Origin of the sequence: Sutcliffiella sp. FSL R7-0096, assembly GCF_038595065.1 — a bacterium.
Taxonomy (GTDB): domain Bacteria; phylum Bacillota; class Bacilli; order Bacillales; family Bacillaceae_I; genus Sutcliffiella_A.
This window is the reverse complement of record NZ_CP152003.1, coordinates 1,911,877-1,925,994: the sequence shown is the minus strand read 5'-3', so window position 1 is coordinate 1,925,994 and position 14,118 is coordinate 1,911,877. Positions and strand designations below refer to the sequence as shown.

Annotated in this window: 16 protein-coding genes; 5 read left to right on the top strand and 11 right to left on the bottom strand. The window is 39.8% G+C overall.

Annotated elements, in window-relative coordinates:
- Positions 1 to 13 precede the first annotated feature (13 nt).
- Both MKY77_RS09760 and MKY77_RS09755 read right to left on the bottom strand, forming a co-directional pair.
- A complete protein-coding gene (locus MKY77_RS09760) occupies positions 14 to 400 on the bottom strand; it encodes a YueI family protein (protein WP_339145643.1) in 387 nt (128 codons plus the stop codon).
- A gap of 45 nt (positions 401 to 445) precedes the next feature.
- On the bottom strand, positions 446 to 685 hold the full coding sequence (locus MKY77_RS09755) for a YkuJ family protein (protein WP_339145642.1): 240 nt from the start codon (positions 683 to 685) through the stop codon (positions 446 to 448).
- A gap of 214 nt (positions 686 to 899) precedes the next feature.
- Here MKY77_RS09755 and MKY77_RS09750 point away from each other — a divergent pair, with 214 nt between their 5' ends.
- Complete coding sequence (locus MKY77_RS09750; RefSeq protein ID WP_339145641.1) at positions 900 to 1,136, top strand: glutaredoxin domain-containing protein; 237 nt, start codon at positions 900 to 902, stop codon at positions 1,134 to 1,136.
- 350 nt (positions 1,137 to 1,486) lie between these two features.
- Here the strand turns inward: MKY77_RS09750 and MKY77_RS09745 are convergent, their stop codons facing one another.
- The 5 genes from MKY77_RS09745 to fadH all read right to left on the bottom strand — a co-directional run bounded on the left by MKY77_RS09745 (position 1,487) and on the right by fadH (position 5,930).
- Positions 1,487 to 2,170, bottom strand: a complete 684-nt coding sequence (locus tag MKY77_RS09745; protein WP_339145640.1) for a DUF3993 domain-containing protein — start codon at positions 2,168 to 2,170, stop codon at positions 1,487 to 1,489.
- A 371-nt stretch (positions 2,171 to 2,541) separates the two neighbouring features.
- A complete protein-coding gene (locus MKY77_RS09740) occupies positions 2,542 to 2,781 on the bottom strand; it encodes a hypothetical protein (RefSeq protein WP_339145639.1) in 240 nt (79 codons plus the stop codon).
- A gap of 65 nt (positions 2,782 to 2,846) precedes the next feature.
- Positions 2,847 to 4,064, bottom strand: a complete 1,218-nt coding sequence (locus MKY77_RS09735) for an EAL-associated domain-containing protein (RefSeq protein WP_339145638.1) — start codon at positions 4,062 to 4,064, stop codon at positions 2,847 to 2,849.
- Positions 4,065 to 4,168: 104 nt separating this feature from the next.
- The gene (locus MKY77_RS09730; protein WP_339145637.1) at positions 4,169 to 4,741 is read right to left on the bottom strand and encodes a LysM peptidoglycan-binding domain-containing protein; all 573 of its coding nucleotides are present in this window, start codon (positions 4,739 to 4,741) and stop codon (positions 4,169 to 4,171) included.
- A 424-nt stretch (positions 4,742 to 5,165) separates the two neighbouring features.
- Positions 5,166 to 5,930: a 2,4-dienoyl-CoA reductase gene (fadH, locus tag MKY77_RS09725; protein ID WP_339145636.1), complete on the bottom strand. Its 765-nt coding sequence runs from the start codon at positions 5,928 to 5,930 to the stop codon at positions 5,166 to 5,168.
- A gap of 204 nt (positions 5,931 to 6,134) precedes the next feature.
- On the opposite strand from fadH, the gene MKY77_RS09720 reads away from it, so the two are divergent.
- The 4 genes from MKY77_RS09720 (at position 6,135) to MKY77_RS09705 (ending at position 8,472) form a co-directional block, all read left to right on the top strand.
- Entirely contained in the window at positions 6,135 to 6,995 is an 861-nt protein-coding gene (locus tag MKY77_RS09720) for a metallophosphoesterase (RefSeq protein WP_339145635.1), read from the top strand.
- 106 nt (positions 6,996 to 7,101) lie between these two features.
- Positions 7,102 to 7,302: a hypothetical protein gene (locus tag MKY77_RS09715; RefSeq protein ID WP_339145634.1), complete on the top strand. Its 201-nt coding sequence runs from the start codon at positions 7,102 to 7,104 to the stop codon at positions 7,300 to 7,302.
- A gap of 85 nt (positions 7,303 to 7,387) precedes the next feature.
- Complete coding sequence (locus MKY77_RS09710; RefSeq protein ID WP_339145633.1) at positions 7,388 to 7,888, top strand: L,D-transpeptidase family protein; 501 nt, start codon at positions 7,388 to 7,390, stop codon at positions 7,886 to 7,888.
- Positions 7,889 to 7,989: 101 nt separating this feature from the next.
- Positions 7,990 to 8,472: a YkyB family protein gene (locus tag MKY77_RS09705; RefSeq protein WP_339145632.1), complete on the top strand. Its 483-nt coding sequence runs from the start codon at positions 7,990 to 7,992 to the stop codon at positions 8,470 to 8,472.
- Positions 8,473 to 8,514: 42 nt separating this feature from the next.
- On the opposite strand, the gene MKY77_RS09700 is transcribed toward MKY77_RS09705, so the two are convergent.
- The 4 genes from MKY77_RS09700 to treC all read right to left on the bottom strand — a co-directional run bounded on the left by MKY77_RS09700 (position 8,515) and on the right by treC (position 14,113).
- Positions 8,515 to 9,417 (bottom strand): chemotaxis protein, encoded by a 903-nt coding sequence (locus MKY77_RS09700; RefSeq protein WP_339145631.1) that lies wholly within the window; start codon positions 9,415 to 9,417, stop codon positions 8,515 to 8,517.
- A gap of 120 nt (positions 9,418 to 9,537) precedes the next feature.
- On the bottom strand, positions 9,538 to 11,349 hold the full coding sequence (pepF, locus tag MKY77_RS09695) for an oligoendopeptidase F (protein WP_339145630.1): 1,812 nt from the start codon (positions 11,347 to 11,349) through the stop codon (positions 9,538 to 9,540).
- 337 nt (positions 11,350 to 11,686) lie between these two features.
- Positions 11,687 to 12,394 carry a trehalose operon repressor gene (treR, locus tag MKY77_RS09690; RefSeq protein WP_339145629.1) on the bottom strand — a complete coding sequence of 236 codons (708 nt, stop codon included), beginning with the start codon at positions 12,392 to 12,394 and terminating at the stop codon, positions 11,687 to 11,689.
- Positions 12,395 to 12,421: 27 nt separating this feature from the next.
- Complete coding sequence (gene treC / locus MKY77_RS09685) at positions 12,422 to 14,113, bottom strand: alpha,alpha-phosphotrehalase (protein ID WP_339149780.1); 1,692 nt, start codon at positions 14,111 to 14,113, stop codon at positions 12,422 to 12,424.
- Positions 14,114 to 14,118: the final 5 nt, after the last annotated feature.

The window sequence follows — 14,118 nt, the reverse complement described above, 5'->3', positions numbered from 1 at the left end:
AAACCACTCCTAATTATAAATGTCTTTGAAATTCTTCCTTGCTGACAAATATATCTTCCTTATCTATCGCTGTAGGATTTGCAAGCACCAGCCCAATATTAGTAGAGGATGCTTTGTCATCCACGATGGTAAAAGGAATCTTATGATCATTTGCTATTCGGATATATTTAGATAGATGCATGTAATCCAGATCCCCATCCAGGTACAATCGTGAAGACGGATATCTTTTCATCAGGTCCCCGATTGGTTTATACGGCTTTTGTTGTATAACTTGGCCATTGGTTAATGCCAGGATAATCCGCTCACGCAACTGAGAAAGGTATTCCCTTCTCTCACTAGGTTTGGTTTCCGGTGTTCCCTTCAAACCCCTATCTATATAATCATCAATATTATTGCCCATATAACTCTTCCTCCCCAATGGAAATGACAGGTTCTCCTGCTTTTCTTAATGGATCAGGTCAAAAATTTCAATAGCAATCATATCAATATTATCGAATTGATATGTTTTAGGCTGCTCCCCTTTTAGGAAAACTTCCAATTCATATGTATGGGTCTTATCAAAGAATTTCACACTGCATACTTTTTCGCCATTTACTTCGAAAAAGCGTTGTGCCGGCTCATTTCCAGCCTCAGATGTTTCTTTTAAATCATTTAGTCTTTTTACAATCCCTACTAATAGTGACATGTAACAACTCTCCTTCTATTCCTTCCTAACTATATCATTCACCTTGAGATGTAAGGCCATTCGTATTTTTGTACAAAACCTTTTAATTTCCGGTAAAATAGAGATAGGAATACATTTATAATGGTGTTCGAACATAACTTCTCTTTTATTGTAGTCTAAAATGACTCATAAAACATAAGAAGTTGTGAAATTTTTCTTACGAGGAGCAGTATCCATGAATATAACCGTCTATACCCAGCCGGACTGTCCGCCATGCCAGGTGGTAAAACAATTTTTAACACACCATAATATCACCTATAAAGTAATTGATATTACCGAAGATCTTCAGGCAAGGGATTATTTAGTGCATGAATTACAGTCTTTTTCCACTCCTACTGTAACAGTGAATGAGCAGGTTGTAAAAGGATTTGACCTTCAACAGCTCCAACAGCTTCTTGGCATAGAGGAATAACGGTCCAACTCTCTTTTCGCAAGAGAATACATCATACCATTAATTTAACCGGGGATGAAAGCTTTTTTATCGTTCCAACAAAAAAAGAGCGACATTCGCTCTCAGTCTGCTGACAAACCCTAATATTCTTTAGGATTGCATTTACTTGTTGATCTCCGTTACAGGCGCTTCGCTTTCAGCGGGCGGTCCGGGAGCCTCCTCGGGCTACGCCCTGCGGGGTCTCCCCTGTCCCTTCCTCCCGCAGGAGTCTGAGCGCCTTTCACTACAATCAACAAGGGAATTGCATATACTGAAAATATATTACTTTTTCTACAAGCTGAAAGAGCGACATGCGCTCTTTTTTTTTGATTTTATCTAGCAACCAAAAAAGACTGGTAATGTTTTTCTTGAAGCATTCGAGCTGCCTTCAAAGGGGCATAAAATTTATAGGAATGATTATTGAACGGCGCAACAATTACACCGAAAGCAAGCATGCGAGAAATCAACACTTCCTGGTTCATGACTCCCAAGTTCATTTCCTTCTCCTCACTAACGCTTACCATCCCTTCAATAAAATCAGGTTCATTATAGTCAAAACCCCACTCCATAACCTTCCATCCCGATTCATTTGGCAATAACTTTACAAACTCATAGTGATCATCATAAAGACTTGGCATATCCTCGTCTGACGGAAAAAATTCATAAACTATCAGGACACCATCTTTACCTTCGACAATCTTTGTTTCATCTGTGTAGGAAAAGAAAGGAATATAATATGCCGGAAAGTCTGTCCCATATGTAATATATCCTTCCTTTTCTTCAAAGAGATGTTCCTCTAGAAAATTGTCCTGATATTCCTTTGTAAAATAAGGGTCTAATATTTCTTGGATTTCTCCCATCGTGTGATGACTCTCCCCTAAAGAAAGCTGAGACTCGAACGCCTCTTGTAAAAATGGAAAAACTTCTTCCTCCGCCGGCTCTTGGGCAGATGCTGGACTCGAACCTATAAATAAAATAGTTATGATGGCTATGATACCCGTCCAATTTTTCAGCATGGAATTCTCCTCCTCAGATGATGTGTTCTAATTGTATCAAGAACCGCAGGTGGCAGGGATTGAAACCGTTCGCAAAATTAATTGGAAAACTGACAAATTATTCACTATAGTTACTACTACCCTTCTCCCGGAACACAAAACAAAAAAAATCTTTTCTCAAAGATTGTTGCTACTTACTAGTAATAAGTCGGCAATTGGACTTTTTACTACGTTCCTACTCTAAGTAAGCACATAGCATATTTAGTATCGCAGGGAATACAGCACGACAGCATGGAATAAAGTTTATAGCCAAACAAAAAGACCCCCTGATAATTTGTCAGAGGATCTATCCGTGTAGAAATCACAGTGTTGATTGAATCTCGTACGTTGTATTACCAATTCGAATTAAGAGCAGCATAAACGATATACATCAATATTAATGCAGCTGCTACTAAATAGGCTAAAAAAACCGGATTCCTAAGCACATGATGATCTTGAACTTTTTCACTAATGGAAGAGTCTTGGGTTGTTGCCTGTGTATCTGTTTGCCGCCCAATTTTATACGTATAAACCATCGCACCAGCAACAATAATTAATGCTAAGATTGCCAAAATAAAATCAAAAGAACCCATTTCAATCACCTCACCGAGCAAACTATACTATTAAGGTAAACAAACGGATAAATTCTATTCACTTCTTATAAAAGATCTTGGTTTTCATATAAATACTCATAAGAAATATCAACATATAGGAACCGGTTTTGTGTAATTAGACAGGAAAAAGTCCGGACATTCTCACCTGATTCAATATCATTATATAAGTCCGATAAGATTCCTTTTTTCTCCATGCTCATTTTCATGACATGCTCAAGAAAGTAAGGTCTCCAACTCCAGTTTTTCCCATTATAACTACTATCCGCTCTCCACTTCTCATTATCTCTCAAAAGATTTGAGGAAAGCTGGAATCCATTTTCATCACACACATACATACGAAAGCTAATGTTTGTAAGTTCGTCGGCGATAGAGTGTAACCATTCATCATACTCTTTGAGGTTATGCCCTTTCAAAAGGAGAGGTTGAAGCCTATTTTGAAGCATCCATGTAAATTGGTGAATGGCATGCAACTTCCTTTTCTCATAACGAATAAACTGTTGGAACTTTTCTACAAGTATTTCCTTTGCATGGTCAATTTCAATAAAAGTAGGTCCAGGTTTATGCAGATAGAAACCCTGATAATATCTGCCTCCATTTCTCCAGGCATACTGAAGCTGGAAGGACGTTTCCATATTTTCATACAAAAGTGCAGCACCGATTTTTCTAGAAAGGACTGCTAATGAGTGCAGGATATCTTGATGGGCAGCCACTTCATAAGTCTGTCTTAGAATTTCTAGGTTCACCTTCAGGATGTTAGGACTTAGGCGACCGATTCTGTCCATATTTAGACCTGCATCTCCAATATTGGTAACAGAAATCTGAATGCCATACGTTTTATAGTAGTTAAAAAGATGTTGCAGGTATTCATTGTCTTCTTTTGGAGTCCGTTCATCCATTTCAATTACAATATTCTCTAGTTTTAAACCTTTCGGAACATAGGAGAGAAAAAGTTCCAATAAGGATTCCCCTTGATCTTTCAGAAGAAGTTCAGAACTTTGGTTAATAAACAATTTCAGGTCGCAATCATTGGCTAAATAGTAAGTCAGTGCCTTGTTGATCAGCACCTTATCCACTTCCAAATGGTATTCGCCAGGAACCGTCGTGTCCCGGAAGAACTGTCCAAGACTTATAACTTCACCAGTCTCAGTCAGGTATCTCCCCAGTACTTCATACCCGACCACTTCCTGGGCTTCTGCACTGAATATAGCTTGATAATAGGGGGTGACCCTCTCTAAGTTGGTCATGATATCTAGTGGATCCATCTTCTCTCCCCTTTGCTTTTGTTTGAAATGATTATACCATGACAAATGAGAAAATATGACGCCACACGTATAATAGATCAAAAATTTGAAAGGTAAGTCGTGAATCAATATAACCTTTTCGGAATTTTCAGCTCCTGTCCAATTTTTAGGCAATCTGTACGTAGGCTGTTCAGCTTTCTTATGGAATCCCTTGATATGTCATACCTTTGCGCAATTTTCAAGATGCTATCAGACGTAACGACAGTATGAAGATAGCAGGGTACTTTTAAGTTCATCCCTACAAATAAAGTATCCCCTGTCATTTGATTGGCCTTTTTCAGGGAGGCTTCATCGATAGTAAGCAATTGAGCTATGTCTTTGAGGGTTTCACCGCTTTTGACTAAATAGTTTGCCTGGGCAGGCCCTTCCATTAATTCTCTTGTGGCCCCATTTTTCTCTTCTAAAACCGCGACAAGAAATTGTTGGAATTTCACTCGATAACTCCCTACAACCGTCCCTTTAGGAAGTACACTTTGTGCAAATTTCCTTGCTGAATCCAAGAGGTTTTTTCTTTTTGGTACTTGGTGGTCATTGGCGGCATATTCAGCCGCAAATTCATAGAAAGCTTCCGCCGGATTGATAAAAACGGTTAGTTCCTTGTTTTCTTCATCCCATTCATACTTATAGAAAATGCTCACATGTTTTCCTCCTTTTTTGCTTGGCTCTTTTCTCAAAGATTGTTCCTATTAACTCGTAAAAAGTCGGTAATTGGACTTTTTACTGCTCACTTACTCTGAAAATTGCAAGTAGCTTTATAAATACAGCAAGGAAAAGAGCACGATAGTGAGGAAAATAACGGCCTGTGTATTTATACGAAAAAGCAACAAAGTTTGCGAAAACAGCCTTTTGCTTAGTATGAACAAAACTTATATGTAAGTATGAGAAAAAGCTCATGTAAGGCATCCTAATAACGATGCAATACATGAGCTTTACACTTTTGACAGCGCTTAAATTTTCAAGTAGTATTCTTATCCCAACAGGGAAAAGAGCACGATAGTGAGTAATATAACGGGTGATTTGAGTATACAAAAAAGCAGCAAAGTATACGAAAACAGCCTTTAATTAAAACGGAAAGGGTTGAAGCCATTGGCCACCATCCATGGTGACACATTCCCCATTTATGTAGGCAGCTTTATCCGAACTTAGAAAAAATGCGAGTTCCGCGATTTCCTCAGGTGTACCAAATCGCTTCAACGGTACACTCTCGGCAACCTTTTTGGCCTCCTCCTCGGACTGCATCAACTTATCTGCCCCACCTGTCCTTTCAATAGGACCGGGAGCTATTGCATTCACTCGAATTCCGTATTTTGTTCCCCACTCAACAGCAAGCGTCCTTGTAAGGGAAAGTACCCCCGCTTTTGCTGCAGCGGAATGAACCACCCCGGCCCCTGCATTCCAAGCATAGGTCGCAACCATATTGATCATACTGCCTTTCACTTTCCGCTCCATCCAGTAGTTACCCACTGCAGAGCTGCAATAGAATGTCCCGTTCAAGACTATGTCAATAACTGACTTCCATCCATTTACCGATAATTTCTCGGCTGGACATATAAAGTTCCCGGCAGCATTATTTACGAGGACGTCAATCCTTCCAAAAGCTTGGTCCGTTAGTTTGACCATTCGTTCCACATGTTCCGGTTCCCTGACATCCATCTGTATAGTCACTACCTGATCCTCAAAACACTGAATTTCTTCCTTCGCTTGTGCTAGCCGATCTAAGTCCCGACCCGTTATGACCACATGATAGTCCTCTTTAGCAAACTTCATGGCCATATATTTCCCCATGCCGCTGGATCCACCGGTAATGATTACAACCTTTTTTTCCATATTGGATTCTCCCCCATTCCTATGTCTCAATACTATTTTAACCTAATTTTCAAAATAATTAAAATGTTTTATAGTGACAATAAAATGTTTCCAACAAATGTAGAATGATAGAATGAGAAATTTATATGTAAATGATGCTATAATGAGTATGCATTTATAAGAGATACACCAAACAATCATTAAATTAAAGATAGGTTGATATATATGGCTAAAGTAACCAGAAGAGGTTTTTTCAAACGCATATTCACACTTGCCTTTACCGCTCTTCTAACGAGTGGAGCTGGGTATTACTACGCAAGGTACATTGAACCCAAACAGATGAAGAAATTAAAACATACTATTACACACTCAAGTATTCCTGAAAGTTTTTCTGGTATAAAAATCGCTCAATTCTCCGATACCCATATCGGGCATCATTTTGATAAAGCCGATCTGGAAAAAGTGATACGTAAAATAAACGAAGAGGAACCTGACATAGTCGTTTTTACAGGAGATTTGATGGACAATCCGTTGGAATATGACCGTTCTTATAATCTTATAGAAATTCTACGGAAGGTTAAGGCGCCTTTAGGGAAGTTTGCCATTTTCGGCAATCATGACCATGGGGGATACGGCACAGAAACTTATGAAGAAATCATGGAAAAATCTGAATTTACCGTTTTGAAAAATGAAAATACGTATGTCGAGTTAATAGATGGAAGCAAAATTTATATCGCAGGTGTTGATGATTTGATGCTTGGCCGACCCGACTTTCGTGAAACACTGCGTAATATCCCTGATGATGCATACACCATCCTGTTGGCACATGAGGGGGATGCAGCTGATTCCATTGCAGAGCAATTCCATGTGAACCTTCAGCTATCGGGTCATTCGCACGGCGGACAAGTACAGGTTCCATTTTTGGGCCCGCTGATCACTCCACCCCTCGGTTCAAAGTTTTATGAAGGATTTTATCAGTTGGATGATTTGACGCTTTATGTGAACAAAGGCCTCGGGACAACCAGACAGCCTTATCGTTTTTTGGCTCCTCCTGAAATCAGCTTTTTCACGCTAGCAAAAATATAGACCCAGACACTATGGATAGCTCTTACATTTGGGCTATTCGGTACAAGCGCACAGCCTCCTTATTTTCCATACATTATAGTGACCCTATAAAGGAGGCGAGTGTCTTATGAATCGAAACTTTCCACTTAACAGAAACGTACCAGACAACAGATTTATTGGAGGATTTGGTTTCGGCTTTCCTTTCGTTCCGTTTTTGGGAGGATTAGCTGTGGGCTCCTTGTTGGCCCCGAGACCATATTATTATCCACCACCATATCCTTACCCATATTATCCACCCTATCGTCCATATCCTTATTATTATAGATAATGGTAATGGACATAAAGCCGCAGCATCGCCTGCATCGGCTTTTTAACTAAAGGCTATATTTTCTCATAAGAAAGTGGTGAAATGGTTGGCCATCCATATTGTAAAGCCAGGAGAAACATTGAGCTCAATTTCTAAGGATTACAGAAGAACTTTAGCGGAAGTATTGGCCGTCAATCGTCTACCTAATCCCAATATCATTGTCCCCGGCCAGCAGATTATAATTCCAGGCTTACCTGATGCAAATACTATCCCATACACAATTGAAATTTCCATAGCTAATAGAAGGCTTGTATTAAAAGATAAAGGGATTGTCATAAAAACATACCCTATTGCTGTTGGCAGAATGTTATATGATACACCAGTAGGTGATTTCATCATCGTAAACCGCCAAGCTAATCCAGGCGGTCCATTTGGCGCAATGTGGCTTTCGCTTTCCAAGTTATCCTATGGGATCCATGGAACTAATGATCCAAGTTCCATAGGCAATGCTGTATCTAAGGGGTGTGTACGGATGTATAATCAAGATGTATTAGAGGTGGCAAGCATCGTACCTAATGGGACTCGTGTGTTTATACGCCCACAATAGCAGGCATCTGAAGCTGAAGTAGAATCTATATGCTGAATTGGAGCTCCTCTTCCATTTTCATTAAAGGAACAGTATAATAAGGAAAAGGAAAGGAGACTATTATGCATAAACAAAGTTATACAAATCAAAGAAAAAACGATTCCTCCATCGAATCTTCTATTGAAAACCTCTCACGCGCCATCTTTACAGTAAATCGGCATGCCAAAACCGCGCCGGACCCAAAGTTTCTCTACTCTCTTAAAAGAAAAGCACTGGAGAAGCTTTTAACAGAAGGAAAGGCGACCAAAAAAGGTTTACACTTTTCAAGAAACCCCAAAAACAGCAGACAGCAATCCGACGTACTTGTATCGGCAGGAGATTATTTCTTTCACCTTCCACCTACTAAGGAAGACTTTGCGGACCTTCCACACCTTGGTGAATTAAACGACCATTATCGTAATCCCAAAGCGAATATGTCTCTGTCTGTCGCTAAGAATTTACTTCAACGGTATACAAACTTCCATCCCACAGATGGTAAGAAGCAACCTCCAAAGAGACAGTATCAAAAGCCGGTATTCAAGAAACTCGGAGAAAGCTATCTCTGATAGGAATAACAAGGAGCCCAATAAATCAATTGGGCTCCTTTTCTAGGTTATAAATAAATGCGAATCAATTAAATCTATCAACTTCGTCAATTGCGGTTTGCTGATTTGTGCATCCGCCCCAACTTGTTCCCCTTTATGCTTTAAGTGCTCTGTAATAAGTGAGGAGAAGATGATGACTGGAATTCCGGATAAGGAGCTATCATCTTTTATCCTTTTAGTAAGATGATGCCCATCCATCTGAGGCATTTCAATGTCAGTGATTAAAAGATCTATCCGTTCCTGCCCGTTCCTCACTACTTCCACCAAATATTCCCATGCCTCTTTCCCATTTTCAAAGAAAAAAATCTTTTCAAAGCCTGCAGCATGTAACGTCTCTTCGAGAAGCCTTCTTAGCATCGAAGAATCTTCTGCTATCATTATCCTTTTTTCCCGTCTTGCAGGATTTATATTATTACTGATTCGGATAGTCTCCTTATCAAGGTTCGTATATATATCGAACAGTATTTTTTCCACATCCACAAGAAGAATCATTTTTGATTCCTGCTTGATTACACCCGTTATATGATCTTCAAATCCTTTCTGGAAAGAGGTTGGCTTTTCCATATCCGACCAGGATAGCCGATGGATTTGAGTGACATGATCCACCCTTAAGATCACCTTCATTCCATTAAATTCTGAAACGATGAATTTCTGTTCAGAATATTGGCTGGGACCATCTATATTTAACGCCTTTCTTAAGTTTATGACAGCCAGAACCTCACCCCGTAACTCTACAATTCCTTCGACATTAGAGTGGGAATGTGGGATTTTTGTTATATTTAGAGGCTTGATAATCTCCCTCACCTTAAGGACATTTATCCCGAAGCTAGTCTCTCCTATCAAAAATTCTAAAAATTCAACTTCATTAGTACCTGAATCTAGAAGTATCTCACTTTTATTTTCCAAAAACATTACGCCCTTCCATTCATATCTATTCTTATTCTACTAGTATTATCGGAAGAAAATAATAAGTGTTGATAGTCAAAAAGAAACACCTCGCCAATGAGGCAAAGGTGTTTCTGGGTTTTAAGTGAAGCTTTTCTCCAACTCATCCACCAACGAACCGACATAAGCTACCGCTTCCTTGATTGGTTCAGAGGTTGTCATGTCTACCCCTGCTAACTGCATTAACTCCTGTGGTTTTAATGTACCACCGGCTTTCAATGCAGACAGCCAAGCGTCGACTGCAGGTTTTCCTTCCTTCTCTATCTTTTTGGCTGCCGCTGTTGAAGCTGTCAGCCCTGCTGAATAGGTGTATGGATAGAGACCCATATAATAATGAGGCTGACGCATCCACGTTAACCCGGCACCTTCGTCCAATTCCACCGAATCTCCCCAGAAATCAGTTAAAAGATCTGTCTTCTGCTCACAAAGGACATTAGCGGTAATTGGAGTTCCCTTGTCTGCAAGTTCATATATACGTCGTTGTAGTTCCCCTTCCAAAATATGTGTCACAAAATTATGATAGTATGTTCCAAGGGATTGCAGAATTACCCAGCGGCGCATCCTCTCATCATTTGGCTTAGAAAGGATATGCTGGCTCAATAACATTTCATTCATGGTAGATGGTGCTTCTACAAAATACCTGGATGGACGGGTGTTAGAAATTCGTTGATAACGCCCTGCCAAACGAAAATGACCAGCATGTCCTAATTCATGTGCAAGGGTATAGGCATTTCTCATGGAGTCACTCCACGTCATCAGGATATATGGATGCACACCATATGGGCTTGAACAGAATGCCCCGGATCCTTTCCCGACATTATCCGCCAGGTCGACCCATCGATTATTGAGGCCTTCCTCCATGATTTCCATATATTCAGGACCCATTACTTCAAGTGATTCCAAAATGAGTTTGGAAGCCTCCTCATAAGTAATCTCCGGATTGAAGTCTGGGTCAAGTGGAGCCTTCAAGTCACAAAAATGCATTTTTTCAAGTCCTAATACTCGCTGTTTCAGTTTTGCATATCTGCGCATATGCGGAGCCAAATCCCGTTGAATGGTATCTAATTGGTTATTGTACATTTCTTTTGTTACTTGCTGATCATGAAGAAGCATATCTGTTACAGAATCATAGTTTCGTAATTTTGCTTCCACCACCTGCTTCTTCACTTCTGTCGCATAAGTGGCAGCATATGTATGCTTGTACTTTTTTAATGTTTCAATATAAGAATCATAGGCTTTTCTTCGCAGTTCCGTATTCGCCGATCCCTCGTAATTCGGAAAGGAGTTGAATGATAAAGGATATGTTTTCCCATCATCAGTTGTAAAGGAGGAAAATGTCATATCAGAGATTAAGCTTCTTTGATAAATCATATATGGGGCATTATGGACTTCACTAAAGGCGGAAAGTACTTCCTCTGCTTCAGGTGAAAGTTTATGTGGCTTTGTTTCCAATATGTCTAACAAGGTCTTTTGGAAATCAATCAGCTCTGGCTCTTCACCAATGAAGGTTTTTATCTTATCCTCATCCATTAGGAGAATTTCAGATTGTAGGAATGATGTGCTTGCACTGAATTTAGCTAACATTCCACCAACTCTCGTTGAGTTTGCCTGGTTTTCAGGGTTGGTCCCATCCTCGGATTGTTTCAAGGAAGCATAAGTCATTACTCTTGCCACTCTTTCTGTTAAAGCATCCTTATCTTTAAGACATGCAAGAAGTGTTGTCGCATCAGCTACCACTCTGCCTCGATAACGCGTTACATTTGACAGGTCCGTTTGTACAGCTTCCATCTCCCTCTCCCATGCTTCTGTGGAGTCATATAAATCACTTAAGTTCCAAGTCTGATCCAATGGAACTTCCTCTCTTTTCACTGCACCTTTCATCATTTGCACCATTTCTATTACCTCCATTTATTTCGAAAATCGAATTATTACTTTCTATTATAAACGAACCGAGTTTCTATTTGTATATTTTTTAGAAAATTATAATAAGTTGTTTGCGTCATTTAAGTAACCGCGATTGTTCTAAACGAGAGTGATGGATATTCTGTTACTTTTTAACCTTTCGCAATGGTGATTCGGGCACTGAGACCCCTTCTATGGACCTTTTGTCCTTTCCTGAAGGTGCTTCGGGCATTGCGAACCCTTCTAAAAGGCAACTTAGTAAAGCTAAGCATTTGAAACGAAAAAAGCAGACACTCCCAAAAAAGATAGTGTCTGCTTAATACTTTATTCACTTCATCCTTCTTGCAAAATCAACAAATCGGAACTTGTCTAATCGATGGCGCGACTCGGTATATTGGAATGGGCTTGCATCATCCAGGTGTACAATGCTCTTTACGACCACGACATGTGTCAAATCTTGCAAATCAAGGATTTCCCTATCTTCCTCTGTCGCTTCTTCCACCGTTACTTCTTTGTCAGCAAAAGCTATTTGCAATCCTACTTCCTTTTCCAAATATTCATAGATGGAGTGACTGCAAATTTCTTGATTAAGATAAGGAACCTGGCTTTTTATAAAGTAATCCTTGTCCAAAATGATGCTTTCCCCATCCACTTTCCGTGAACGTATCACTTTCCAAAGGTCTATCTCCCCCAATTTACTTTGTAAATCAGATGATCCCACCACAGTTTCCAGTTCATGTACAATGGTTTCCCAAGGTCTACCCATTTTCTCCGCCAGTTCCTTAAAGCTGACCAAACCGGAAATGGGAAAGTCAAACTTACCTCGATCGAGGACTACAGATCCCTTACCTCGGATTTTTTGAATATAACCGTTTTGAGCAAGCTGATTTAATGCTTTTCTAACTGTCTCTCTGGATGTATCAAAAAGCTCTAACAGTTCATGCTCAGAAGGAAGTTTATCTCCGGCAACAAGCTCGTGCCGCTCTATTCTAGAGACTAGCTTTTGATAAATTACCTGATATTTATTATTTTTCATTTTCTACCACCTACAACTATTGTAGCATTACTTTTTCAGGTGATAAACGATGGATTCGTATGGACGTAAGGAAAGTTTTTTATATTCCTGTGGAGAATCCCCATAATTGCTCAATAATATTTCCGCACTGTAGCCTTCAACATCAATATCTTCCGGTAATTCAAATGACGTGTTTATACCGTAGTAGTTGCTGACTACAAGCAGCTTTTCATTTTCACAGTTTCGAATGTAAGCAAAAATTTCCGTATGGTCACCTTCAATCAGTTGGAAATCACCATGTGTAACGACATCATATTGTTTGCGAAGATCAATCAATTTTTTATAGTGGTAGAAAACCGAATCTTCGTCTTTCAATGCAACTTCCGCATTGATTTTAGGATAGTTGCTTGCTACACCAATCCATGGTGTACCTTTAGTAAATCCAGCATTTTCTTCCGAATTCCATTGTACGGGTGTTCTAGAATTATCACGTGATTTATGACGAAGGATTTCTAGGATCTCCTCCTCACTCATACCCGCTTCTTTTTTCAGCTCAAAGGTGTTTAACGATTCCACGTCACGATAGTCACTTATTTTCACAAATCCAGGGTTGGTCATTCCGAATTCTTCCCCTTGATAGATATATGGAGTTCCACGCATCATGTGCATGCTTGTTCCCAGCATTTTGGCAGATTTGTTGTGATAATTTTTATCGTCACCATAACGGGAAACAATACGGGGCTGATCATGGTTGCACCAGAAAAGGGCATTCCAGCCACCGCCCTTTTCCATTTCGATCTGCCAAGTCGATAGGATATCTTTCAATTGTTGAAAGTCAAAGTCTGCAACAGACCACTTTTCGCCATTTGGGTAATCTACTTTCAGGTGATGGAAATTGAAAGTCATGCTAAGTTCATTACGGTCGGGACGGGTATATTTAATACAATGGTCGATCGTAGTGGAGGACATCTCTCCTACTGTCATGCTGTCATATTTCGAGAACACTTTTTCATACATTTCATTCATGTACTCATGGACGCGAGGTCCGTCTGTGTAAAATTTCCGTCCATCTCCAGGAGGCACGGAGCCATCATCATCAGGAAAATCCTGATTTTTGGAGATAAGATTAATGACATCCAGCCTGAAACCATCCACTCCCTTTTCAAACCAAAAGGTCATCATGTCATAAACCTCATTGCGGACCTTTTCATTTTCCCAGTTCAGATCCGCTTGGGTGACATCAAACAGATGAAGATACCATTGTCCTGTTTTCTCATCATACCGCCATGCATTCCCGCCAAATTTGGACTCCCAGTTCGTCGGTTCACTTCCATCTTCCTTCGAATCCTTCCAGATGTAAAAATCGCGATATGGGTTATTTTCTTTCGCCACTTTGGATTTTTGGAACCATTCATGCTCTGTTGAGGTGTGGTTTACCACAATATCCATGATCACTTTTATGCCCTTACTATGCGCTTCTGTTAAAAGCTGATCGAAGTCCTCCATCGTTCCGTATTCTTCGTGGATGGAGAAATAATCACTGATATCGTAGCCATTGTCTTTTTGAGGTGACTTATAAATAGGAGTCAACCAGATGACGTCTACACCTAGCTCTTTCAAGTAATCCAATTTCTCAATGATTCCTTGAATATCCCCTACACCATTTCCTGTTGTATCATTAAAGCTCTTGGGATAGATCTGATAGACGACCGATCTCTTCCACCAAGGTTCTTTTTCCATTTTCG

Excerpts from the sequence above, each read along its gene's own strand:
- MKY77_RS09760 (WP_339145643.1), bottom strand. The coding sequence starts at position 400 with ATGGGCAATAATATTGATGATTATATAGATAGGGGTTTGAAGGGAACA.
- MKY77_RS09755 (WP_339145642.1), bottom strand. The coding sequence starts at position 685 with ATGTCACTATTAGTAGGGATTGTAAAAAGACTAAATGATTTAAAAGAA.
- MKY77_RS09750 (WP_339145641.1), top strand. The coding sequence starts at position 900 with ATGAATATAACCGTCTATACCCAGCCGGACTGTCCGCCATGCCAGGTG.
- MKY77_RS09745 (WP_339145640.1), bottom strand. The coding sequence starts at position 2,170 with ATGCTGAAAAATTGGACGGGTATCATAGCCATCATAACTATTTTATTT.
- MKY77_RS09740 (WP_339145639.1), bottom strand. The coding sequence starts at position 2,781 with ATGGGTTCTTTTGATTTTATTTTGGCAATCTTAGCATTAATTATTGTT.
- MKY77_RS09735 (WP_339145638.1), bottom strand. The coding sequence starts at position 4,064 with ATGGATCCACTAGATATCATGACCAACTTAGAGAGGGTCACCCCCTAT.
- fadH (WP_339145636.1), bottom strand. The coding sequence starts at position 5,930 with ATGGAAAAAAAGGTTGTAATCATTACCGGTGGATCCAGCGGCATGGGG.
- MKY77_RS09720 (WP_339145635.1), top strand. The coding sequence starts at position 6,135 with ATGGCTAAAGTAACCAGAAGAGGTTTTTTCAAACGCATATTCACACTT.
- MKY77_RS09715 (WP_339145634.1), top strand. The coding sequence starts at position 7,102 with ATGAATCGAAACTTTCCACTTAACAGAAACGTACCAGACAACAGATTT.
- MKY77_RS09705 (WP_339145632.1), top strand. The coding sequence starts at position 7,990 with ATGCATAAACAAAGTTATACAAATCAAAGAAAAAACGATTCCTCCATC.
- pepF (WP_339145630.1), bottom strand. The coding sequence starts at position 11,349 with ATGGTGCAAATGATGAAAGGTGCAGTGAAAAGAGAGGAAGTTCCATTG.
- treR (WP_339145629.1), bottom strand. The coding sequence starts at position 12,394 with ATGAAAAATAATAAATATCAGGTAATTTATCAAAAGCTAGTCTCTAGA.
- treC (WP_339149780.1), bottom strand. The coding sequence starts at position 14,113 with ATGGAAAAAGAACCTTGGTGGAAGAGATCGGTCGTCTATCAGATCTAT.